The sequence below is a fragment of the Erwinia sp. STN24 genome (assembly GCF_041320675.1).
GTDB lineage: Bacteria > Pseudomonadota > Gammaproteobacteria > Enterobacterales > Enterobacteriaceae > Erwinia > Erwinia aeris.
The window spans coordinates 125,795-149,806 of the sequence record NZ_JBGGPM010000002.1 but is presented as its reverse complement, the minus strand read 5'-3'; the positions used below and the strand labels follow the sequence as shown (position 1 = coordinate 149,806).

Below are 24,012 nucleotides of genomic sequence, written 5' to 3'. Positions count from 1 at the left end.
CGGCACTTAAAATAAAAACAGGTTTGCGCACTCAGATGGCGCGCGCAGGGCAGCTGAAGGTAATCATCCTGTCCTGCTGCGCGTTGATCACGCTAAAGCGGGTATCGGAAAGCCGCTGCGCCAGCCAGCCCTCTCTGGTCACGGCAGAAGGAATATATTGCTGCGGGTTGCTGGAGTAAAGCTCGCCGCTTTCCAGCTTCAGCTTGTCCATAGTGACGTGAAAAGAGGTAAAGCGGTCGATAATTTTACCTTCGGTATTGCCCAGAACCTGGCCGCTCAGCGTTTCGACTTTACCTTCGCAAACCATACCGCTATTGCCGGAGGAACAGGCAGACAGCAGCAGCGGGGCCGCAATCAGTAAAGCCGTCGTGGGGAAAAGGTCGGAGAGTTTTAGTGGATCCAGCCAGCGCATGATATTCCCTTAACAACGGATAATGGCCTAAGTATAGCCTTCGCTCTGGATCCGCCCTGTAAAAGCGCAAAACCGCACAAAAAGCGGGGTCAAGCCGCGCCGCGCGGGGATGTAACGAACCTATTATCATTTTGTGGCTTATTGCTGAATCAGTTCAGCCAAATCTTTAACAACGGTTGCAAACAGGTTATTGAGTGCTACAATCCGGACGTTTTTGATACTTTCATCTTATTCTCAGCCTGCGCACAGGCGTTTGCACGGGCGGAAAGCGCAATTACCCTTATTTTGCAGGGGATTAGCAGGCAAGTTTCAAAACAGCTTGTATACTTTTTCTGCGCTGGCGATTTTATCGACAGCAGAGAAGCTTTATCGGGCGTCAGGCTGCACGCATTCTGGCAACGAATTGATCAACCGAACCAATCCTGTGAATAGAAAATCTGCTCTTTTATTGACGCCGCTGGTCCTGCTTCAGCCTGCGACCAGCCATGCACAGTCTGCCGCCGCGCAGAAGGATGCCGCCTCCACGCCGGAGAGCTCGCTGATGGTCATCAAACAGCGCAGCGGGCTTTCTGAACTGGATACGCCAGCCGCCGTCAGCGTGGTCAGCGGTCAGCAGCTGCGCAACAGCGCGCCACAGGTGAATCTGTCAGAAACGCTGGGCAGCGTGCCCGGCCTGCAAATTCAGAATCGACAGAACTACGCACAGGATCTCCAGCTCTCCGTTCGCGGCTTTGGCAGCCGTTCCATGTACGGCGTGCGCGGCGTGCGCGTCTATGTTGACGGCATCCCGTCCACCATGCCGGACGGGCAGGGCCAGACGTCTAATATAGATATCAATTCGGTTGATAAGGTTGAAGTGCTGCGCGGCCCTTACTCCGCCCTTTACGGCAACGCTTCCGGCGGCGTGGTAAATATCGACAGCGAAACCGGCAGCCAGCCGACCACCTTAACCGCAGGCACTTATTACGGCAGCTACGGTAGCTGGCGCAACAGCGTTAAAGCGAGCGGCGCCACCGGCGACGGTACGCATGCGGGCGACGTAAACTATATGATTTCCGGGTCGCGTTTCACCACGCACGGTTTCCGCGACCAGAGCGGCACGCAAAAAAGCCTGGGCAACGGCAAATTCGGCGTGCGTATCGATGATGTCAGCACGCTGACGCTGATGTTTAACAGCGTTTCGGTGGATGCCAACGATCCGGGCGGCCTGACCCGCGACGAGTGGAAAGCGAACCCTCGCCAGTCGCCGCGCGGTGAGGCCTACAATACTCGCAAGAGTCTTGACCAGACCCAGCTGGGCCTGCGCTATCAGCGCGAAATGAGCGATAACGATCGGCTTACGCTGACGGCCTGGCACGGCGAGCGTCACACCACGCAGTATCAGTCGATCCCCGTCGCCGTACAGAAAAACCCGGCTTATCCGGGCGGCGTAATCGTGCTGGAGCGTAAATATTCCGGCGTGGATACGCGCTGGCAGCACGACGATCGGCTCGGTTCCGTGCCGTTCAGCCTGATCGGCGGCCTGGACTATGAAACCCTGACCGAACGTCGTCAGGGATTTGAAAATTACCGTATCGATAACGGCAGCACGCTGTTGGGCGAAAAGGGCAGCCAGCGCCGCAACGAAAAGAACGTGATGTGGAATCTCGATCCTTATCTGCAAACCAGCTGGAACCTGACCTCAAAATGGACGCTGGATGCCGGGCTGCGCTACAGCACCGTCAGCTTTGATTCCACCGACTATTATATGACCGCCGGCAACGGTGACGACAGCGGCAGCAAGCGCTATCACAAGCTGTTGCCGATGGGCTCGCTGAATTATGCGCTGACCGACGCCTCCAATCTTTACTTCTCTGCCGGTCGCGGTTTTGAAACGCCGACGATTAACGAGCTTTCCTACCGCTCCATCAGCGGCAGCCAGACCGGGCTGAACCTGGGCCTGAAGCCGTCAACCAGCGACACCTTCGAGCTGGGCAGCAAAACCCGTATCGGCTACGGTTTATTTACCGCCGCGCTGTTCCAGACCAATACCGATAACGAGCTGGTGGTGGCGCAAAGCAGCAACGGCCGCTCCGTGTATAAAAACGCGGGTAAAACCCGGCGTCGCGGCCTGGAGCTGGCGCTCGATCAACAGTTCGCCGAAAACTGGCAGCTGAAGATGGCCTGGACGCTGCTGGACGCTACCTACCGCAACGAAACCTGCGATAGCGTCGGCAGCTGTACGCCTTCCGGCAATCGCCTGCCGGGTGTGGCGAAGAATATGGGCTACGCTTCTTTAGGCTGGCTGCCGGAAGAGGGCTGGCACGCGGGCGCGGAAGTCCGCTATATGGGCAGCATTCAGGCCGACGATGAAAATGACGCTAAGGCGCCATCCTATACCGTTGCCAGCCTGAATAGCGGCTATCGTTTTAACTGGGATAAGTGGTCGCTCGATACCTTTGCCCGCGTCGATAACCTGTTTGACAAAGAGTACGTCGGATCGGTCATCGTTAACGAAGGCAACGGACGCTACTACGAACCGGCGCCGGGACGGAATTACGGCGTCGGCGCAACGCTCACTTATACCTTTATGTAAACTCTAATCCAGAACAGCCTGCCGTCGGGCGTAAGCCTGGCGGCAGGTTCAAAGCACCGGGATGGATAAGCTGTATGTAACCGGGTGTTTTTTTACGATTGGGCTGCTGCCTAATCGAAGACGTTAAATTTTGGTAAGGTCCATACTATGCAAAGTAAAGCACCGTTATCACGGACTCTCGTGATCCTTACGGCTGTATTTGCCGCACTCAGCGGGTTATACCTGCTGATTGGCGGTATCTGGCTGGCCAAACTCGGCGGCTCGTTCTACTACATCATCGCGGGTGTGGTTGAACTGGTTGTCGCCTGGCTGCTGTTCCGTCGCCGTTCTTCAGCGCTGATGCTGTATGCGGTATTCCTGCTGGCAACGCTTATCTGGTCGTTGTGGGAAGTAGGCTCAGACTTCTGGGCGCTGACGCCGCGTCTGGACGTGACCTTCTTCCTCGGCCTGTGGCTGGTGCTGCCTTTCGTTTACCGTGGATTGTCTCAGGGCAAAGCGGCACGCGGCGCGCTGAGCGCGGTGCTGGTGGTTACGGTTATCGCCCTGGCTTACGCGGTGTTCAACGATCCGCAGGAAATCAACGGCTCGCTCAGCACGGAACAGGCCGCGAACGCTGAAAAATCGGCTGACGGCATCGCTGCCGGCGACTGGCCTGCTTACGGTCGTACCCAGGCCGGCACTCGCTATTCGCCGCTGACGCAGATCAACGATAAAAACGTTGGCCAGCTGAAAGAAGCGTGGACCTTCCGTACCGGCGATATGAAGCGCCCAACCGATCCGGGCGAAATGACTGACGAAGTCACCCCGATTAAAATCGGTGATTCCCTCTACCTGTGTACGCCTCACCAGATCCTGTTTGCGCTGGATGCGGCTACCGGTAAAGAGAAGTGGAAATTCGATCCGCAGCTGAAAACCGATCCTTCCTTCCAGCACGTAACCTGCCGTGGCGTTTCCTATCATGAAACCCCGGCGGCGGCCGATGTGCCGGCTGGCGGCAAGCCTGCGCTGTGCGCACGTCGCATTATCCTGCCGGTGAACGATGGTCACCTGTACGCACTGGATGCGGAAACCGGCGCGCTGTGCCCGGAATTCGGTGAAAACGGCAAGCTGAACCTGCAGCAGAACATGCCTAACGCGCGCGCTGGTGCTTACGAACCGACTTCTCCGCCAATCGTTACCGATACCACTATCGTTGTGGCCGGTGCGGTAACCGATAACTACTCCACCAAAGAGCCTTCTGGCGTGGTGCGTGGTTTCGATGTCAACACGGGTAAACTGCTGTGGGCATTCGATCCGGGCGCGAAAGATCCGAACGTGGTGCCGGAAGGCGAGCAGCACTATGTGGCTAACTCACCTAACTCGTGGGCGCCTGCTGCTTACGATGCCAAACTGGATCTGGTTTACCTGCCAATTGGCGTAGCTACGCCGGATATCTGGGGCGGTAACCGCACGCCAGAAATGGAGCGTTACGCGACGGGTATGCTGGCGCTGAATGCGACCACCGGTAAAGTGGCCTGGTTCTACCAGACCGTTCACCACGATCTGTGGGATATGGATGTGCCGGCCCAGCCGACGCTGGCGGACATTACCGTTAAAGACGGCAGCACCGTTCCGGTTATCTATGTACCAACCAAAACCGGCGATATCTTCGTTCTGGATCGTCGTAGCGGTAAAGAAGTCGTTCCTGCGCCAGAAACGCCAGTGCCTCAGGGCCCGGCAAAAGGCGACCGTCTGTCTCCTACTCAGCACTTCTCTGAGCTGACCTACCGTCCAAAAGACAAGCTGTCCGGCGCGGACATGTGGGGCGCGACGATTTACGATCAGCTGATCTGCCGCGTGATGTTCCACAGCCTGCGTTATGAAGGCCCGTTCACGCCACCGTCAGAGCAGGGCACCCTGGTATTCCCGGGTAACCTGGGCATGTTCGAGTGGGGCGGTATTTCAGTTAATACCGATCGTCAGATTGCCATTACCAACCCAATGGCGCTGCCGTTCGTTTCTCGTCTGATCCCACGTGGTCCAAACAACCCAATGTGGCCGGATGAGAACGACAAAGGCGGCAGCGGCAGCGAGACTGGCGTTCAGCCGCAGTACGGCGTGCCGTACGGCGTGACCCTGAACCCGTTCCTGTCTCCGCTGGGCTTCCCTTGTAAGCAGCCAGCATGGGGCTACATCTCTGCGGTTGACCTGAAAACCAACGATATCGTGTGGAAAAAACGCATCGGTACCGTTCGTGACAGCTCGCCGGTGCCGCTGCCGTTCAAAATGGGTATGCCTATGCTGGGCGGCCCAATCTCTACGGCGGGTAACGTGATGTTTATCGGCGCAACGGCGGATAACTATCTGCGTGCGTTCAACGTTACCAACGGCGAAAAACTGTGGGAAGCGCGTCTGCCAGCTGGCGGCCAGGCAACCCCAATGACCTATGAAGTGAACGGCAAGCAGTACGTGCTGATCGCGGCAGGTGGTCACGGCTCCTTCGGCACCAAGCTGGGCGACTATATCGTTGCCTATGCGCTGCCGGACGATGCGAAAAAATAAGTCCGAAGCCGCTGGCTTCTGACGGATAACAAGGGCGGCCTTCGGGCTGCCCTTTTTTTATAGGCTGGCGACAGGGCGCAAAGCCTGCCCAACAGGAGCGCCGCCGAAAGAGAAGCAATGCAGAATGATTATCGGTATAGTCAGCCTCGCTTATTTTTAAAGGAGAGATGCAATGATCCGCCGCTGGCTGTTACTGGCTTCCCTGGCTGTGTCTGCGGGCGCCGCCGCGACTACCTATCCGCTACAGATTACCGATATGGATAATCAAAACATTACCCTGGCCAAAGAACCGCAGCATGTCATCCTGCAGGACGGTCGTGACATCATGGCGCTGGCCTTGCTTGATCGGGAGAACCCTTTTCATCGCGTCGTAGCCTGGAATAATTTGCCGAAAAAGCAGGATCCGCAGACCTGGGCGCTGCTCAGTAAAACCTGGCCGGAAGCAGCTAAGATCATTGATATGGGCTTTAATGACCAGGGACAGGTGAATCTGGAAAGCGTGGTGGCACAGCAGCCGGATCTGATGATCGCTCAGCTGCGCGCCAAAGCGGCATTAAAGCAAACTGGCGTGCTGGATACGCTGCAGCGCCTGCATATCCCGGTCATGTTTATCGATTATGAACTGCACCCGGCGCAGAACACTGCCAACAGCATCACGCTGCTGGGCAAGGTGCTGAACCAGGAGCCGCGCGCGAAGGCTTATACGGATTTTTATCACCAGCGTTTTGATGCCATGCAGCAAACCATTGGGCAGATCGCTAAAAAACCTACGGTCTTTATTGAACCGATAGCGGGCAACTCGGACAGCTGCTGCTTTACGCACGGCCATAACGGCTGGGGCGGTCTGGTAGAAGCCGTTGGCGGTAAAAACATCGGCTCGGCGCTGCTGCCCGGGGCTTCAGGCTTCGTCGCGCTGGAGAAAATTATCGCCATGAAACCGGACGTTTATATTATGACAGGCTCGAAACGGCCGAATAAAAACGTGCTGCCGTTTGGCTATAACGTGTTGCCGCAGGAGGTAAAAACGACCTTTACCACGCTGGTCAACCGCAGCGGACTTCAGCAGATTACGCCGGTGCAGCAGGGCAGGGTGTACGGGATTTACCATCATTTCTACAATCACCCGTATAACATTATCGGGATGGAAATTCTGGCGCGCGATCTTTATCCACAGGCGTTCAGCAAGCTGGATCCCACCGCCGATTTCCACCAGATTATTACCCGCTTTACTAAATTGCCTGATGCGCCCGTCACCCTCAGCTATGCGCAGCAGTAAACGACGGCGTTTGTGTGGATTGATAACGTAAGGGAAGAGGCATTGCGGGGAAAAAAAGCGGGCCGTAAAGCCCGCCTGAACACCATCAGAAGTTGATGGTTGCGGTAATGCCGCCAACAAAGGCGTCTTTCACTTCACTGACTGCACCCGGCGAAGCAACGTATTGCAGGTTAGGACGCAGGTTCATCCAGTTAGTGACATGCGCGTTGTAATAAATCTCGTAGTTATATTCCGAACCGCTCTGGATCGGCAGATAAGTTGGATTATCGTAATCGTTCACGCCGTTTTCACGGTTGGTCTGGCGCAGCATTTTGCTGTAGTCGTCATTGACGTGAATACGCGCCGCGCCGATACCGATTTCATCTTCCGTACGGGAGTCAAACGGCCCGGTCCAGACCAGCGCCAGCGACTGGTAATTGTCGGTTTTCGAGGTCTTGTGATCGTTCATTACGCCCTGGGCCACAATGCTCAGGCCGCGCTTGTTATCGCCGCCCATCGCGAACAGCTGCTGTTGTAACAGCAGGTAGCCGCCGTAAGAGTGGTTATCCTCGCCGTATTGACCGTTGCTGTAAGAGCTGTAGTTGTCGCCTTTTACCGAAGAGTAGTAGAAGCCCGCGCGGTAGTTGCCCTGCAGCTTATCCGCGCCCAGCGTCGGCTGCCAGCCGAGTTCAACCGGTACCAGATTGCCTTCGGTAGGGCTGCCGTCAAGGCGGAAGCCGTTGCCGGTGTCGTAGTTGGAAGGCGTCTGGTTATAGAAGCCGACCTGCAGGAAGACTTCCGGCGTAAAGTTGAACTTCACGCGGCCGCCCCACTGGGAAACCGGCCAGTTATACCAGCGATCGCCACGCCAGTTGCCCGCCTGACCGCCGCCGAACGCCAGGTTCTGGAACTTGCTTGGCCAGCTGTCGAAGTCTTCACCCACGGTTACGCGACCCGCTTTCACTTCCACCGTGTGGTCGAAGAAGCCTTTGTTGATCCAGAACTGCGTCAGACGCCAGGTTTGTCCACGTCCCCAGACTTCCTGCACCGATGACAGACCGCCGGAGCGCGGATCGTTGATATAATCCGTCAGGTTCTGGCCGTTACGGCTGGTAACGGTTGCCTGAAATTGGGTATCGGTCCAGTTCAGCAGCTTTTCCAGATCCAGCGTGGTGCCGAAGCCCCACTGATCGGTATAGCGTGCCGACGTGGACTGGTTATAGCCGCCGGAGAAATTGCTGGCGGATTCCATGGTGTAGTTCACCTGAAACTGCACGCCGTCCTGCTCAAGCTGGCTACGGTTGCCGCCCCAGTCGCCAAAGGCGTAAGGCGAGTCGATGCTGAGCGGCGCGTAGTCCGCCAGCGCCTGGCCGGAGGCCAGCAGTAATCCAACACCACAGAACGCCACTGTTCTTTTCAAGGTGGATTCGCTTTTCATATTGGGAAACCCTGTTTTAGTGATAGCGCTGCGCTTCCACAAGCGGAAACGCTGTCGCGGCCATCATGCTTTTATCAGCATTATCTCCGGCACAATGCGTACTGTAAGGAGGAAACGGCTGACTAAAGGCGGGAGCGATGGCCTGTGCGGCAGAATGAAAGCACTAATTCGGAATTTTATTGTTATAAATAGTGCTGAATAAGTCCGGGTTTTGCCAAAAAAGCGGCATGGATCACGGTTTGCAGGGCCTGTGCGGGCGAGGGCGGGGGGAAAAAGGACAAAACGACGAATGACGGGCAAAAAAAAGGGCCGGATAACCGGCCCTGATGCAGTAACGTTACGCGACTAGCGGCGACCGAAAATCTTCGCGGCAAGGAAGCCCACGCCTGCGGCAATCGCCAGCGAAACGAAAGGGGAATCCTGCGTTTTGGTCTTCACGCAGTCCAGCGCATCGTCAACGGCATAAGAAGCTTTGGCTGCGCCCTGACGAACCTTGCCTTTGAACTCATGCTCCGGAGACTCGGCGGCCTTACCAAACTGCTCCTGGCCTTTGCCCAGCGCTTCTTCGGCTTTATCGTTAGCTTTATCTAGTAGACTCATAGTGCCTCCTTCTTGATGACATGATTTCCTCATGAGAAATTAAAGCATAGACCATCAGTGAAGGCTTGCCGCTGCGGTTGTGTGTAAATTTATGAATGATGTAAAGAAAAAGCGGTAAAAGGCTCGGATAGTTCCTGGCCTTACGCGCTTTAAGTACGCCAGGCATAAAAAAAGCCCACGCGGACGTGGGCTTTCAAACAACCGGCAATCAGAGTATCAGTGAGACTTCATGCCAGCTGCGGTCATCATAAAGCGAAACAGTGTCGCGACAACGCCAAGCGCCAGCACGCTGCCTGCATAAATGACGGCCAGCCACAGGATGCGTTTCCACACCGGGAGCTTAGGCGCCTGCTGAGTTTCAACCATACTATCCTCCGATAAGCCGTAATTAATGGTAATGCTCGTCCGGTTTGATCTTCCCGCGGAACACGTAGTAGCTCCAGAAGGTGTAGAACAGAATAACCGGGATAATCAGCAGCCCGCCAACCAGCATAAAGCCCTGGCTCTGCGGTGGCGACGCCGCCATCCAGATGGTGATGTGTGGCGGAATAATGTTTGGCCACACGCTGATCCCCAGACCGGTAAAGCCCAGGAAAACCAGCGCCAGCGTCAGCAGGAACGGCGAGTAGTGCGCATGACGCTTTAGCGCGCGCAACAGCGCGATGGAAGCCAGCAGCACCAGCACCGGTACCGGCAGGAACCAGAACAGGTTAGGCAGCGTAAACCAGCGATGCATAATGTCGGCGTGTTCCAGCGGCGTCCAGACGCTGACGATAGCGATAATCGCCAGCAGCACCAGCAGCAGGGGCTTAGTGATCGCGGTCATTTTGCGATGCAGCTCGTTCTCGGTTTTCATAATCAGCCAGGTGCTGCCCAGCAGCGCGTATGCCACGACCAGACCCAGACCACAGAATAGCGAGAACGGCGTCAGCCACAGCAGCTCAGGGCCGCTGTAGGCACGGTTAGTTACTTCAAAACCGTTGATAAAGGTGCCCAGCACCACGCCCTGGCTGAAGGTCGCCAGGAACGAGCCCACGATAAAGGACTTGTCCCAGAACGGACGGTGCACTTCGGTTGCCTTAAAGCGGAACTCAAACGCCACGCCGCGGAAGATCAGACCAATCAGCATCAGGGTCAGCGGCACGGAAAGCGCATCCAGGATCACCGCATAGGCCAGCGGGAAGGCGCCATACAGCGCCGCGCCGCCCAGTACCAGCCAGGTTTCGTTGCCGTCCCACACTGGCGCGACGGTATTGACCATCATGTCGCGCTCGGCGGCATCTTTATTGAACGGAAACAGAATACCGATACCCAGATCGAATCCGTCCATCACGATGTACATCAGCGTCGAGAAGACGATGATGGTGAACCAGATAATAGAAGTATCAATGCCCACGTTATTTATCCTTTTCCGGCGCGTTTAACTTTTCTTTCACGGCAGACAGAGGACGCGCCTGAGTATGACGTGTGCCAGGGCCGCCTTCAGGTTCATCGTGGCCTTCGCCCTGTTTCGGTCCTTTTTTGATCAGGTTAAACAGGTAGATATAGCCCACGCCGAACACCGACATATAGACCAGGATAAAGGCGAGCAGGCTGATGCTCATATGCATCTCGCCGTGCGCCGATACCGCGTCTTTGGTACGCAGCAGGCCATAAACCACCCACGGCTGACGACCAATCTCGGTGGTGAACCAGCCCGCCAGCAGCGCGATCAGACCGGAAGGGCCCATCAGCAGCGCGAACCACAGGAAAGGACGCGAGGTGTACAGGCGTTTGCGATAACGCAGCCACAGGCTGACCACGCCCAGGGTAATCATCAGCATGCCCAGGCCGGCCATCACGCGGAATGACCAGAACACGATCAGCGAGTCAGGACGATCCTCTTTCGGGAAAGTCTTCAGCGCCGGCACCTGCTTGTCCAGGCTGTGCGTCAGGATCAGGCTGCCCAGGTAAGGAATTTCCAGCGCGTATTTGGTTTTTTCCTGCTCCATATCCGGGATACCGAACAGGATCAGCGGGGTAGGTTCGCCCGGCGGATTTTCCCAGTGGCCTTCAATCGCCGCGATTTTCGCCGGCTGATGCTCAAGCGTATTCAAACCGTGGGCATCGCCCAGCACCGCCTGGATTGGCGATACGATCAGCGCCATCCACAATGCCATAGAGAGCATTTTGCGAATTGCCGGCGTGTCGTTTTTGCGCAGCAAATGCCAGGCAGCGGAAGAGCCAACAAAGAAGGCGCTCGCCAGGAAAGCCGCGGTGGACATATGCAGCAGGCGGAACGGGAAGGACGGGTTAAAGACAATCTTAAACCAGTCTACCGGCACCACCAGCCCATCCTGAATGGCATAGCCCTGCGGCGTCTGCATCCAGCTGTTAGAGGCGAGGATCCAGAAAGTAGAGATGATGGTGCCCAGCGCTACCATGCAGGTCGCGAAGAAGTGCAGGCCCGGCCCCACGCGGTTCCAGCCAAACAGCATCACGCCCAGGAAGCCGGCTTCCAGGAAGAATGCGGTAAGCACTTCGTAGGTCAGCAGCGGACCGGTGATGCTGCCCGCAAACTGCGAGAAGCCGCTCCAGTTGGTGCCGAACTGATACGCCATCACCAGGCCGGACACCACGCCCATACCAAAGTTGACGGCGAAGATTTTCGACCAGAAGTGGTACAGGTCGCGATAATCTTCGTTTTTCGTTTTCAGCCACAGACCTTCCAGCACCGCCAGGAAGCTGGCGAGCCCGATGGTGATAGCCGGGAAGATAATATGGAAGGAAACGGTAAACGCGAACTGTATCCTCGCCAGGTGGAACGCATCTAATCCAAACATTGCTGACCTCGATCTAACATAAACTGCCTTTCTTTTTTATTTACCGCACGTTAACAATAGAGCTGCAGTGCAGTCCCTGTTTATGCGGTTATTTCAACGAAGTTTGATCCTGAGACCAAATCGGGAGAAGGAGTAGCAACAGTAATAGGAATCTCAGATATAACAGCATAGATCTTTGCGATGAATTGTTTCACCGCTGCGTTAAATTATTGACTCCTATTGTTAAACTATAATTACCTCTTGCTACATTTGTGTAAAAATAATGTGCTTTTCAGCGCGTGAAAACGTTTTCATTGCGCTTTGACGCCTGTGAACGGGGGAGCCAATAAAAAAAGAAACTTATCTTTTTTTTATAATAGCGCGTAGCACAGAAACTTAACAGAATATCAATCCTGCGAATAAGCGCACAAATTGGAAATTAAACTGCCGATTAACGCCCCTACAGAAGCTAATGTTATCTTTATGTTGCCATTAGGATTTCTGAGGTTTAAAAATTGCGTGAATGATTGTTACCACCAGGCTGATAGTTACCGAAAGCAATCATCGTTACGCAAAGCAATGTAAATGTTAAACCAGAAAAACGCATTTCGATGCATAAAGAATTATTTTGTTACATTATCTTTGGCTTTAAGTCAAATTTTCTTGTTGCAGGTCAAGTCGGCGGACTAAAAAGTATGTGTATGGATTTGCCACAGGGACAGGAGGATGACGGCCATAGTGTTAACATTATTACCGATGTATCTGGCTTCCTTAGCGTCGGCCCAGACAATCTGGCCATGATGAGCGTGGCGATACGGCAGGGCAGGCGGCCCTCGCTGGCTTTAGCTGCTGACGTTATGAGTGGCTTTCTGTGCCGGGCGGTATTCGGCAGCTATACGCCGCTTTTCCAAACCGCTATAGCCGCCCAAACTTACCTGTGTGCGGCGTCTGATTGAGGCAGCTTTTACGCTCTTTTTGGCGCTGCCGGTATTGGCTTGTTGATTAAAAGGCAGACCGCCGTTTAAAACAGGGTTGGCCTTGCGGTCAGGCTCGTTTCTTCTCAAAGTTGTTATTGTTACGTAAAAAACGGTAGTAACAAAAGTTTGATCTTCATCTCAAATTGTAAATTCCTCTGCGGCAGCCCATTTTAGTTGCGCCATGTTACCGTTAACATGCCAGCAGCAGGTCACTACCTGCCTGTTGTTCCCTACTTATGCCTGCCGCATCTGGCAGAAAAACAGAAGCGGCCCACAGGCTGCCGGAGAAACATCATGCCAATACTCTTTGTCGTCATCGGCGTAGCGCTGCTGCTGTTGCTGATGGTTCGTTTTAAGCTGAACGGTTTTATCGCCCTGATCCTCGTGGCGCTGGCGGTGGGCGTTATGCAGGGAATGCCCGTCAATAAAGTTATTACCTCAATAAAAGCCGGCGTTGGCGGTACGCTGGGCAGCCTGGCACTGATTATGGGATTTGGCGCAATGCTGGGGAAGCTGCTGGCGGACTGCGGTGGCGCGCAGCGCATCGCCACTACGCTTATCAATAAGTTTGGCAAGGATCACATTCAGTGGGCGGTGGTGCTGACTGGCTTTACCGTCGGCTTCGCGCTGTTTTACGAAGTTGGCTTTGTGCTGCTGCTGCCGCTGGTATTGTCGATCGCGGCGGCGGCCCGCGTGCCGTTGCTGTTTGTTGGCGTGCCGATGGCGGCCTCGCTTTCGGTGACGCACGGGTTTCTGCCGCCGCACCCAGGCCCCACGGCTATAGCAACGCTGTTTCATGCCGATATGGGTAAAACGCTGCTGTACGGCACGCTGCTGGGGATCCCGACGGTAATCCTGGCCGGGCCGGTATTTGCACGCTTTTTAAAAGGTATTGATAAGCCGGTGCCGCAGGGGTTGTATAACCCGAAGAGCTTTAGCGAAGCGGAGATGCCGACGTTTGCAGTCAGCGTCTGGACGGCGCTGGTGCCGGTAGTGCTGATGGCGGTGCGCGCGGTGGCGGAGATGGTGCTGCCAAAAGGGCATGTATTACTGCCGTACGCGGAGTTTTTCGGCGATCCGATTATGGCCACCCTGATTGCGGTGCTGATTGCCATCTTTACGTTTGGGCTGAATCGTGGCCGCACCATGGAGCAAATTACGGACACGCTGGGCGATTCCATTAAAATCATCGCCATGATGCTGCTGATTATCGGCGGCGGCGGTGCCTTTAAGCAGGTTCTGGTCGACAGCGGCGTGGATAAATATATCGCCAGCCTGATGGAGGGCAGTTCGGTATCGCCTATTTTGATGGCATGGTCTATTGCCGCCGCGCTGCGTCTGGCGCTGGGGTCGGCCACGGTTGCGGCGATCACCGCAGGCGGGATTGTGGCGCCGATTATTGTCACCACGGGCGTCAGCCCGGAGCTGATGGTGATTGCGGTGGGTTCCGGCAGCGTGATTTTCTCGCACGTTAACGACCCGGGTTTCTGGCTGTTTAAAGAGTACTTTAACCTGAGCATCGGGGAGACGCTGCGCTCCTGGTCAGTGCTGGAAACGATTATTGCGGTATGTGGGCTGGCAGGCTGCCTGCTGTTACAGATGGCGCTTTAAGCATTTTTAATTTAGCTGCGGAGTAGAAGTCGCGGCAAGCCTGATGTAAGGCAGAAAGGGCAGATCGGAACACGGACACGCCGTGAATCCCTCCCTGGAGGCTCGATTGGCGCGTCCATGCGCCAAACGGTCCGCTTATCCGCTCAGCCCTTTCTGCCCTCTGGCTGTGGCATTGCGGTAAGAGAGTGGCGGCCAGCCTGATGTAAGGCAGAAAGGGCAGATCGGAACACGGACACGCCGTGAATCCTTTCCTGGAGGCTCGGTTGGCGCGTCCGTGAGCCAAACGGTCCGCTTATCCGCTCAGCCCTTTCTGCCGTCCGGCATGGGCATTGCGGTAAGAGAGTGGCGGCCAGCCTGAAGCAGAGCGATAAAGGTTGTGATGCTGTACGTAGGGTTGCGGCCAGCCTGGCGTAAGCGCAACGGCTGCGCCGGTTTGCCCTATGCCGGTTTAAAACCAGTAAAACCCTTTCGCCATCAGCGCCGCCAGCCCCAGCACCGAGGTAATAAGCGCAGCAAACATCAGCCGAAAGTCGGATTTCATTTCCAGACGCAGATTGATGTTTAATTTGTCGATATCGTAACGCATCTCCCGCAGGTCCGTTCTGATATCGCTGATATGGTTTTTGATGTTATCCACGTTAGATTCAAGTTTTGCGATTTTGACTTGCATGCTTTCTCCCTTTGCGTTGCTTCCTGCTGAAACGACCGGCCCGCGAGCTGGGATAATTCGCGTTTACCATGCTGCCTCACCTTATCGCTTTGCTTCTCCTGAGTGCTGCCGCGCTGATGTTTCAGGCCAGTGCCGTTTTGCTGCGGTGCGGATCAACTTTATGCCTCTCATTTTTTCCGTCAATAACGAACAGGCGCTTTTTGGCCGCAGAAGGGTATCGCTTTTTAGTTTTGGATAACGGCGCATAAAATAATGAAAATGCATGAAACAAGGCTGGCGTGATTTGCGAGCCGCATCAGCTCGTCTGGCTATCAGAAAGCATCGGCCGACGTGGCAAAAAAACAAAAGTTATTGTTACCGCCAATTTAACTTAAGCGTAGTTATTCTGCCGAATCGCTCCCTTTCATTATTCTGCTACTTTAATTGTGGATTAACCGTCTACGCTTACCTTTTCTTTTTTAACGACTATTTTCCTGGCGCGGCGAACCTCATCCTTTTTCTTGTCGCGGGTTATTTCATTGGTTGCCAGATAACAAGGCTGGTACGTATAATCTTTTGAATTGTCGCGACTTTTTAACTTAAGCCAAATTTTTTGGCGTGGCTGCCGTCGGCCGCTGGCGCAGCTTTTTATATTCAGCCTTGCGGCTTCTTTTTATTATCTGACCGAATGGGCGGGCGCTCGCCTTTGGGGATTATTGCAGTATGGAAGAACAAACAGACATCGCTTTCCAGGTGCCCGATCTGCCGCTGGACGGCATTCCGTCGTCGATTCTGCGGCTGGGTAAAAGGCTGGCGGATACCAAATATCAGGTCGATTTGCTGGGTAAAAACGGCTGGGCGGAGCTGACCTCGAATCTGCATGGCCTGGAAGCAGGCGGTGAATGGGATGGGGCGGATGACGCGCTGACCTTTTTCAGCAAGATTTTTCCTTTTGCCATTCTGCCTGCGGAAACGGAGCCGATGGGCGTATTTAACGTGCCGACCGAACGCGTAATTGGCCGCAGCTGGCGCTGGTGGCCTGAACATCTGAACGGCAGCAGCGAAGCAAGGTTTCTTGAGCATCTTAATGGCCCGTTCGCGGCGGATGGTACCTCCTGGTATTTTTTACCTGCGCTGGGCGTGCTGCTGGCCGCGCAGGGACAGGGTCGGGTCAACTACTGCCGCTATCACCATATTCCTTCGATACGCGCGCGCGTCAGTCATCTGCATTACCCGCCAGCGGATCGCTTTCGGCTTTATCACGTTATGCGGGGTGAAACGCGCCAGAGCTGGGTGGTTTACAACAACCGCTATCTGCAACCCGTGCAGCTGCCGCGCATTACCTTGCCCGCGCTGACCGCCTACGGCGTGCACAGCGCCAGCTGGCCGCTGACTTTCCCGCCCGTCGCGCGCGTCTTTGACGAGCTGCATCATCCGCAGCAGCTGGGCGATTTTATTGCGCCGGGTATCGATCTGGAAGCGGTAAAAGGCAGGATCCGGGCAGAGAAAGAGGCCGAGAAGCGCGCGGTAAAACCGGTGAAAATGGCGCTCAGCGATATGGATATTACCAATATCTGGCCGGTCAGCCTGACGCTTTCCTTCTTCTTTATCCTGGCATTGGTCGTGGCCGGATTAACCTCCGGCGCGGGCTGGCCGGGCGGCATCAGCCTGCTGGTTTGCGGCATGGCGGGCAGCCTGCTGCTGTTTATCGCCACGCCGATTTTCCTGGTCAGCAAGCGCCACCACCGCGCCTGGCAGCCGGAGAAACCACAGGCGGCAGAGACGCCGCCCGTGGAAGAAACGGAGGTCAAAACGCCCGAAGCTACTGCACCAGGCGGTGGCTGATCGCGTATCTGACGATATCGGCGTTGCTGCTGAACTGCATTTTCTCCATCATGCGCGACTTATAGGTGCTGACGGTTTTATTACTGATTGCCAGGGCTTCGGCAATGGCGTTGATGGTTTCGCCGTGCGCCAGCATCAGCAGGATCTGGCGTTCGCGGGTCGTCAGCGTTTCGTGCAGCGCGCGGTTGCCGTTCTGGTATTCGGCAAAGACGATTTCCTGCGCCAGATCATGGTCGATATAGCGCGATCCGCGCGCCACGCTGCGGATCGCCGCCAGCAGCGCATCCGGATTTTTGTCCTTGGTGATGTAGCCTCCCGCGCCGCAGTTCAGCACGCGACGGGCGATCTGCGGTTCGTTAAACATGCTCAGCACAAGAATAGGCAGATCTTCATACTGCGAGCGAATACGGTTAATTAAATCTTCGCCGCTGATGCCGGGCATAGAGATATCCAGCAGCAGCAGATCGAGGCCGCCAAGACGCAGCCTTTCCAGTACCTGACCGCCGTCGCCAGCCTCGCCCACGACGGTGATATGGTCGTCGAGCGCAAATATCTGTTTCAGCCCTTCACGCATCAGGGCGTGATCGTCGGCGATCACTAATCTTATGACATCATTCATCCTGCATCCCTGGTTGCTGACGGAAAATAGGCCTGGTTTTTTAAAGGAAGGGTCAGTTCCAGCTGCGTGCCTTCGCCGGGACGGCTGGTGATGGTCACCTGACCATTCAGCATATCCACACGCTCTTTAATCCCTAAAAGCCCGAAGGCGTCGTGACGCACGGAGTGCATCTGGAAACCGCGGCCGTTATCACGTACCTGGATCACCAGCGCGTCGCGGGTGGTCTGGACGATAATCGATACCTTACTGGCGCGGGCATGACGGGAAATATTGGTAAGCGACTCCTGCACGATGCGAAACACCGTGGTCACCACCTGGTCGGAGAGCGCTACCGGCTTGCCTTCCGGAACGATCAGCATACAGCTACAGCCGCCGTTTTTGACAAACTCGTCGCGCAGCCACTCCAGCGCGGGCATCAGCCCCATGTTCAGCATATTGGGGCGCAGCCGCGTGGAGACGTCGCGCACCACCTGGATGGTGCTGTCGATCAGCGTCATCAGGTAATCCACCTGGCTGGAAACGCGAGCGGGATTTTTGCTTTGCATGCCGATAACCGACAGCCCGGCGCGCAGGCTGGTTAAATGCTGGCCCAGCTCGTCATGGATCTCCCGCGCGATATGCTTGCGCTCCTGCTCGGTGCGCTCCTGCTGATTACTGGCAAGAAGGCGCAGCTGATGATGCGCGGCGCGTACTTCGTTTTCCACCTCCCGCAGGCGCGTGATATCGCGGCCCACGGCCAGGATTGTCACCACTTCGCCTTTCAAATCGTATTCCGGTACGCAGCGCACGTGCAGCACCATCGCGCGTTCGCCAAAGCGCGCCTCCAGTTCCGATTCGCTCTTTTCGCCGCTTGCCAGCGTATTGGAAACCAGGCGAAACAGCTGCATACCAGGCTCATCAAACGGAATGCTGTCGGTAAGCCGCCAGCCGCGCGCTTTCTCTTCGCTACAGCCGATTAAATCAAGCACGCGCGGATTAGCATAAAGGCAGCGCAGATCGTTATCGAAGCGGGCTATCAGATCCGGCGAGTTTTCCACCAGCGAGCGAAACTGCTGCTCCTGCTGCAAATAGCGCTCCGTGCGCTGCTTCAGCTCGCGCACGTCGCGCACCACGCACAGCACCAGCATTTCGCCCTCGTGCTCCCAGGCGCTGGAGTTAACCTCGACCGGGATGATTTCGCCGTTATGCATACGGTGCTGCGAGGTAAAGCGGATCCCTTCCGGCCGCAGGCTCAGTTTCCACCACAGCGCGGCGACGTCGGGATCCTGCAGTTCGCCTTCAATATCGGAATAGCTTAATCGAATAAGCGCCTGGTAATTATAACCGAGCATTTCGCAGGCTTTATTATTGATATAAGCCAGTTGGGCATCCTGACGCACCAAATAGATGGCGTCGTTAACGCGGTCAAGCGCGAAGTCGGGCAGAATGGCGCGGCCATTATAAGGCTCTTTACTGACGTTAAGGCTAAATATCTCAGACGAAAGCATTTCTCTCTCTGTTTAATGAAAAAGGGATAATAAGCATAAATTATTACAGCTTATCGTGCAGCTCAGAAAAATTTTTTAACTGACTCAGTACAGCAAATATTCTGTCAGGAGGCCATTAACCTGACTCTGAAAATGGTGACGGATCGCAAATAATTAATTATTACGCGCATCAGCCTGCAAAAATCCTGTTCCTCAGCTTATCGTGCTTTTCAGCGATTCACGCACGCGCGACAGGCGCGATTTTACCGTGCCTAAAGGGATATTCAGCGAGGTTGCCACGTCCTGGTAGCTCCCGTTGCGCTCCACCAGGATCGTCAGCATCCGCCGCGTCTCTTCCGGCAGGCGATCGATCGACGCGGCCATTACGCTGAGTAGCTGATCGTTAGCGATAATATCGCTGGGATCGCATTCCTGAATCAGTTCCAGCACGTTGTCTTCGTTGATGCTGTCAAAGAGGAAACGATTCTGATGCGTTTTGTAGTAGTTGCGGATGAGATTGGCGGCGATGCCAAAAAGCCAGGTTTCCGGCCGCGACGCGCCTAAAAATTTATGGCTGTTGCGCAGCACTTCCACACAGGTCATTTGCGCAATGTCCTCCACGTCTTCCCGATTTGAAACACGCTTGCGAATAAAATTATGCAGCTTGCGATTTTGCTGGCAAAGAATTTCCTGCCATAAAACGGCGACCGGGGCTTCAGGGGTAAAAGACATTTCAATTGGCGTGGCAGTTAACATTTTTTTGCTCCTGGCATTATTCAGATACGTTGTTATTGCAAAGGGTGTGCCAGGCCAAAAAAAAGATGAAATAGCAGTCATAGCGCGGTTGTTGTGAATTAACTAAGAATCATCTGAGACAAATAGCGACAAAAAAGCAAAAAGAGTTGTGCAAGTTTTTACACTAATAACGGAGGTTGAAAGTTTCAGCTGGTCGTCTTTTTTTTACTTTTATTTATTGGGGAACCGGCTTCGTTTTTTTACCACTTAATCCCATCGCGAAATCAACCTTTGGGGCCGGGATGATAAAAGTCCAATCTTCTCTTCAGTATCAACAGGCGCTGGCCAAAACGGTGTTAAAGCAGGATATACCGCGTCCGGCAGCAACGGGCACGGGTACAGGCCCGGAGGTTCGGGCAAGACCGGTAAACACCCCTCTGGCGGCCGCCTCGCTGACCGATTCGCTGGAAGAGATCGGCATGATGTTCAGCGAAAAGGTAGAGAAAAAAACCAAGGGCCTGAACCGTCGGCAGATCAATACCCAGCATCTGCGCAGCAATCGCGGCGCGGTAGAGCGCATCGAGCGGCTTGGCGAACTCTACCAGATGCTGGACGACGAACAGCAGGAGAAGCTGGAGGCGCGGCTTGGTGCCCTGAAAGGGGTGCTGGGGCGGGAGCCGGATGCGGAGCAGCTGGTGGCCTCTGTGGACAACGATCCGGCGCGCTGCGATCTGCTGCTGCGGATGACGCTGCGCGAAGCCGATCGCAGCGGCGATATTGCGACCGCCAACGCCGCTGGCGAGGCGCTGAACAAACTCGACGAGCAGTACGGCGAAAGCGTAAGGGCCGGGCTGAATACGGCCTCGGCCATCGCCAGCTTTACCACCGATCCCACGGAAAAGCAGGCGATACGTCATCTCTACTATCACGGCATCGTTAAGCATCAGTCGGCGGCGGTAATGCTGGACAGCCTGCTGGAGCGTTTTGGCCGTGAGCAGTTTGTACCAGGACTGCGTACTTTACAGCGCGCGCTGGCGGAGGATATTGCCTCGCTGACGCCTTCGCTCTCTTCGCGCTCGCTGCACAAAATCCATGTTGCCCTGAGCGAGGCGGGGCAGCTGACGCAGATGATCGCTAACAGCGACAAACTGCTTAACCGGCTACGCAGCGGCGGGAAAATTCCGCTCTCTGCGCTCGACGGCCTGGCGATGACCCGACGTCTGCTGGGCATCGCGGAGATGGGGCTACAGCCGCGCGATATCACCGCCATCGTGAAAGAGTTCGAGGTCGAACAGCCGCAGGCGCGGATGCGCTTTCTGAACGGGCTGCTGCCGCTGGTCAACGATATGCCGCCGAAGCTGTGGCGGGACCAGAAAAATCAGCCGGAAGCAGCGACGCTGCTGCGCGCTACCATCACCAAACTTATCAATGACCAGAACCGCGCGGGAAGTCAGGGAGCGGTATGAACAACCTGTTTTTGATCCTCAACCGCATCGCGCTGGCGGCCATGCAGCGCTCCGAGATCATCGGCGCGATGTTTGCGCTGGCGATCGTGTTTATGCTGATTATTCCGCTGCCGCTGGGGCTGATCGATGCGCTGATTGCCGTCAATATCTGTCTCTCTTCGCTGCTGGTGGTGCTGGCGATGTATCTGCCCAAGCCGCTGGCGTTTTCCAGCTTTCCGGCGGTGCTGCTGCTGACCACCATGTTCCGGCTGGCGCTGTCGATTTCCACCACGCGACAGATCCTGGTACAGCAGGACGCGGGCCATATCGTGGCCGCTTTCGGCACCTTCGTGGTCGGCGGCAACCTTGCGGTGGGGATGGTGATGTTCCTGATCCTGACCGTGGTGAACTTCCTGGTGATCACCAAAGGGTCGGAAAGGGTGGCGGAGGTGGCCGCACGCTTTACGCTGGACGCGATGCCGGGCAAGCAGATGTCGATCGACAGCGATTTGCGCGCGGGCATCATCGATGTGAATACCGCCAAACGTAAACGTGTCGATCTGGCGAAAGAGAGCCAGCTGTTCGGCGCAATGGATGGCGCAATGAAGTTTGTAAAAGGCGATGCGATCGCCGGGTTAGTTATCCTCTTTATTAACCTGATCGGCGGTTTCAGCATCGGCGTAATGCAGCTGGGAATGCCGGCAGGCGATGCGATGCACACCTATTCGGTGCTGACTATCGGCGACGGCCTGATTGCGCAGATCCCGGCGCTGCTGATCTCGCTGACGGCCGGGATGATTATCACCCGCGTTTCGTCCGACGGCGACAGCAGCATGGATAACAATATCGGTCGGGAAATTGCGGAGCAGCTCACCAGCCAGCCTAAAGCCTGGATTTTTTCCTCCATCGGCATGTTCGGCTTTGCGCTGCTGCCGGGGATGCCGACCGGCGTCTTTGTGGTGCTGGCGCTGCTGACGCTGGCCTCGGGCAGTTTTCAGGTGTGGCGCACAAAAAGAGAGCTGGTAGCCAGCCAGCCGCAGATGGAAAACGAGGTGATCCCGCCCGAGCTGAACGGCACGGAAGATTTACGCCAGTTCAACCCCACGCGGCCCTATCTGCTGCAATTTCCGGCCAACGCGCGCGGCACGGCGGAAACGCTGGAGCTGGTGCAGGCTATCCGTCGCCTGCGCAACAGCATCGTTTATAACTACGGCTTTACGCTGCCCGCTTTTGATATCGAGTTTCAGGAGCAGCAGCCCGCCGATGAGTTTCGCTATTCGGTCTACGAGATCCCGCGCGTTATCGGCACCTTTGGCGTAACGACGCCTGCCGTCAGCCGCCACGAACATGAAGCGTTGGCGGCGCAGGAGGGCGTGCAGCCCGGCACGGAAGCCAGAAGAGAAACGACGCTGCTGTGGCTGCCCGCCGATCACGCGGTGCTCCAGGACGAAAACGTGCCGCGCTGGGGTTTTCACGAACTGCTGATGAAAAGGATGGAAAACGCCATCCACGCCAGCGCGCCCAACTTTATCGGTCTGCAGGAGACGCGCGCGCTGATGGGCTGGCTGGAGAGCGAACAGCCCGAGCTGGCGCAGGAGCTCCAGCGGGTGATGCCGATTGCGCGTTTCTCTAACGTGCTGCAAAACCTGGTGGCGGAACGCATCCCGCTGCGCTCGGTGCGCGCCATTGCCGAAGCGCTGATCGAACACGGTCAGCACGAGCGGGATATCAGTCTGCTGACCGATCTGGTGCGTATCTCTCTGAAAGAACACATCTGTTATCAGTACGCGCAGGATGATGGCCTGCACGTCTGGCTACTGACGCCGGAGATGGAAGAGCAGCTGCGCGACGCGCTGCGCCAGACGCAGAACGAGGTCTTTTTTGCGCTGACGCAGGAACAAACGATGGCCATCCTGACCCAGTTGCGCAGCGCCTTTATGCCGGAACAGTCGGCGTTGGCGGTGCTGCTGGTGGCGCAGGATCTGCGCAGTCCGCTGCGCGGTTTGATTCAGGATGAGTTCCATCAGGTGCCGGTGCTGTCGTTTGCCGAGCTGCAAACCAACCTGGCGATTAACGTTGTCGGTCGTCTTGAACTGGAGGAGGGCATCGACGCTTTCGATGCCTGAGGAGCGGATTATGTTTGAGCTACGCGTACTCACGGGCCGCCATCAGGGAGCGGCATTGCCGGTCAGCGGCGGGCGCTGGACGCTGGGCCACAGCGAAGAGGCCGATCTGCAATTAACTGACGACGGCGTGGCTTCTCAGCACGCCGCGCTGTGTTTTGAAGACGAGCGCTGGCAGCTGCACGGCATTGAAGGCCAGGTGCGTCAGGCGGAGGGCGAGCCGCTGACGCTGCTGGATCCGCTGTCGCCCGATACGCCTTTTGCGCTGGGCGAGGTCTGGCTCTGTCTGGCGCCGGCGGAGCAGCCCTGGGAAGCGATGCGCGCGGCGCCGCTGCCCGTTGCACCTGCGGCCGTCGCCGCACCGGTTGCTGCCTCCGCGCCCGCGCCTTCGCGCCTTTTTTCTCGCGGTATTCAGGTGCTGTCGGTCAGTCTGATCCTGCTGCTGAGCTTCACGATTATCAGCTGGATCCTTCAGCCCACCGTGGCGCAGACCGCCACCACGCCTTCCAGCCGCAAAATGCTGGAAACCTTACAGGAGGTGCGGCCGCCGCTGCTGGCGATGCTGCGGGAGCGAGGCCTGACGCCGGGGGTGAAAATCGATATGGATAAAGGACGGCTGATCCTGAACGGCGAGCTGAGCAAAGAGCGGTTACAGATCCTCGACAGGATGCTGACGCGCTTTCAGGCGCAGTATAACGTGCTGCCGCAGCTGGTTAACCATACGCGACTGCGCAGCGCGAAGCTGCCTTTCCGCATCGTGCAGATCACCACCGGCAAGCGGGCTAACGTGGTGACGGACGCCGGCGAACGGCTGTTTGTCGGCGATCAGGTTGGCGATTTGCGGCTGGTGGCGATCACCTCCAGCGAAGTTGAATTCGCCGGTCGGGAACAGATAAAGGTGAACTGGTGAAGTCTGATTT

General features: G+C 56.1%; 19 protein-coding genes. 9 read left to right on the top strand and 10 right to left on the bottom strand.

Annotated features, from left to right (window positions below):
• Window positions 1-31 precede the first annotated feature (31 nt).
• On the bottom strand, window positions 32-412 hold the full coding sequence (locus ACA373_RS10935; protein ID WP_253454970.1) for a hypothetical protein: 381 nt from the start codon (window positions 410-412) through the stop codon (window positions 32-34).
• Window positions 413-875: 463 nt separating this feature from the next.
• Between ACA373_RS10935 and pqqU the strand changes: the two genes are divergently transcribed.
• The 3 genes from pqqU to ACA373_RS10920 all read left to right on the top strand — a co-directional run bounded on the left by pqqU (window position 876) and on the right by ACA373_RS10920 (window position 6,804).
• Window positions 876-2,987: a TonB-dependent receptor PqqU gene (gene pqqU / locus ACA373_RS10930; protein WP_370734583.1), complete on the top strand. Its 2,112-nt coding sequence runs from the start codon at window positions 876-878 to the stop codon at window positions 2,985-2,987.
• A gap of 147 nt (window positions 2,988-3,134) precedes the next feature.
• Window positions 3,135-5,528, top strand: coding sequence for a glucose/quinate/shikimate family membrane-bound PQQ-dependent dehydrogenase (locus ACA373_RS10925; RefSeq protein WP_369895017.1), 2,394 nt, complete (start codon window positions 3,135-3,137; stop codon window positions 5,526-5,528).
• Between the two features lie 172 nt (window positions 5,529-5,700).
• Window positions 5,701-6,804, top strand: coding sequence for an ABC transporter substrate-binding protein (locus tag ACA373_RS10920; protein WP_370734497.1), 1,104 nt, complete (start codon window positions 5,701-5,703; stop codon window positions 6,802-6,804).
• A gap of 85 nt (window positions 6,805-6,889) precedes the next feature.
• On the opposite strand, the gene ACA373_RS10915 is transcribed toward ACA373_RS10920, so the two are convergent.
• The 5 genes from ACA373_RS10915 to ACA373_RS10895 form a co-directional block, all read right to left on the bottom strand.
• Complete coding sequence (locus tag ACA373_RS10915) at window positions 6,890-8,221, bottom strand: carbohydrate porin (RefSeq protein ID WP_253454967.1); 1,332 nt, start codon at window positions 8,219-8,221, stop codon at window positions 6,890-6,892.
• 345 nt (window positions 8,222-8,566) lie between these two features.
• Window positions 8,567-8,821 carry a CsbD family protein gene (locus ACA373_RS10910; protein WP_125288512.1) on the bottom strand — a complete coding sequence of 85 codons (255 nt, stop codon included), beginning with the start codon at window positions 8,819-8,821 and terminating at the stop codon, window positions 8,567-8,569.
• A 216-nt stretch (window positions 8,822-9,037) separates the two neighbouring features.
• Window positions 9,038-9,187, bottom strand: coding sequence for a DUF2474 domain-containing protein (locus ACA373_RS10905; protein WP_125288513.1), 150 nt, complete (start codon window positions 9,185-9,187; stop codon window positions 9,038-9,040).
• 22 nt (window positions 9,188-9,209) lie between these two features.
• Window positions 9,210-10,217, bottom strand: coding sequence for a cytochrome d ubiquinol oxidase subunit II (gene cydB, locus ACA373_RS10900; protein ID WP_125288514.1), 1,008 nt, complete (start codon window positions 10,215-10,217; stop codon window positions 9,210-9,212).
• Window position 10,218: 1 nt separating this feature from the next.
• On the bottom strand, window positions 10,219-11,643 hold the full coding sequence (locus ACA373_RS10895) for a cytochrome ubiquinol oxidase subunit I (protein WP_125288515.1): 1,425 nt from the start codon (window positions 11,641-11,643) through the stop codon (window positions 10,219-10,221).
• A gap of 590 nt (window positions 11,644-12,233) precedes the next feature.
• Between ACA373_RS10895 and ACA373_RS10890 the strand changes: the two genes are divergently transcribed.
• Together ACA373_RS10890 and gntT are read left to right on the top strand one after the other, a co-directional pair.
• Entirely contained in the window at window positions 12,234-12,578 is a 345-nt protein-coding gene (locus ACA373_RS10890; protein WP_370734496.1) for a hypothetical protein, read from the top strand.
• Between the two features lie 315 nt (window positions 12,579-12,893).
• On the top strand, window positions 12,894-14,210 hold the full coding sequence (gene gntT / locus ACA373_RS10885) for a gluconate transporter (RefSeq protein WP_125288516.1): 1,317 nt from the start codon (window positions 12,894-12,896) through the stop codon (window positions 14,208-14,210).
• Between the two features lie 448 nt (window positions 14,211-14,658).
• Here the strand turns inward: gntT and ACA373_RS10880 are convergent, their stop codons facing one another.
• Window positions 14,659-14,880, bottom strand: coding sequence for a hypothetical protein (locus tag ACA373_RS10880; RefSeq protein WP_370734495.1), 222 nt, complete (start codon window positions 14,878-14,880; stop codon window positions 14,659-14,661).
• A gap of 702 nt (window positions 14,881-15,582) precedes the next feature.
• Here ACA373_RS10880 and ACA373_RS10875 point away from each other — a divergent pair.
• Entirely contained in the window at window positions 15,583-16,704 is a 1,122-nt protein-coding gene (locus tag ACA373_RS10875; protein ID WP_253454962.1) for a hypothetical protein, read from the top strand.
• On the opposite strand, the gene ACA373_RS10870 is transcribed toward ACA373_RS10875, so the two are convergent.
• From ACA373_RS10870 to ACA373_RS10860, 3 genes are all read right to left on the bottom strand, one after another.
• Window positions 16,682-17,323, bottom strand: coding sequence for a response regulator transcription factor (locus tag ACA373_RS10870; RefSeq protein WP_253454961.1), 642 nt, complete (start codon window positions 17,321-17,323; stop codon window positions 16,682-16,684). The genes ACA373_RS10875 and ACA373_RS10870 overlap by 23 nt on opposite strands.
• Window positions 17,320-18,810, bottom strand: coding sequence for a PAS domain S-box protein (locus ACA373_RS10865; protein ID WP_370734494.1), 1,491 nt, complete (start codon window positions 18,808-18,810; stop codon window positions 17,320-17,322). Before ACA373_RS10865 ends, ACA373_RS10870 begins: the two co-directional genes overlap by 4 nt.
• 192 nt (window positions 18,811-19,002) lie before the next feature.
• A complete protein-coding gene (locus ACA373_RS10860; RefSeq protein WP_253454959.1) occupies window positions 19,003-19,545 on the bottom strand; it encodes an RNA polymerase sigma factor in 543 nt (180 codons plus the stop codon).
• A 281-nt stretch (window positions 19,546-19,826) separates the two neighbouring features.
• Between ACA373_RS10860 and sctW the strand changes: the two genes are divergently transcribed.
• The 3 genes from sctW to ACA373_RS10845 are packed head-to-tail and all read left to right on the top strand — an operon-like array spanning window position 19,827 to window position 24,002.
• Window positions 19,827-20,990, top strand: a complete 1,164-nt coding sequence (gene sctW, locus ACA373_RS10855; RefSeq protein ID WP_301252566.1) for a type III secretion system gatekeeper subunit SctW — start codon at window positions 19,827-19,829, stop codon at window positions 20,988-20,990.
• The gene (gene sctV, locus ACA373_RS10850) at window positions 20,987-23,095 is read left to right on the top strand and encodes a type III secretion system export apparatus subunit SctV (protein WP_253454957.1); all 2,109 of its coding nucleotides are present in this window, start codon (window positions 20,987-20,989) and stop codon (window positions 23,093-23,095) included. Before sctW ends, sctV begins: the two co-directional genes overlap by 4 nt.
• Before the next feature lie 10 nt (window positions 23,096-23,105).
• Window positions 23,106-24,002, top strand: coding sequence for an FHA domain-containing protein (locus tag ACA373_RS10845; RefSeq protein WP_253454956.1), 897 nt, complete (start codon window positions 23,106-23,108; stop codon window positions 24,000-24,002).
• The last annotated feature ends 10 nt before the right edge of the window (window positions 24,003-24,012 follow it).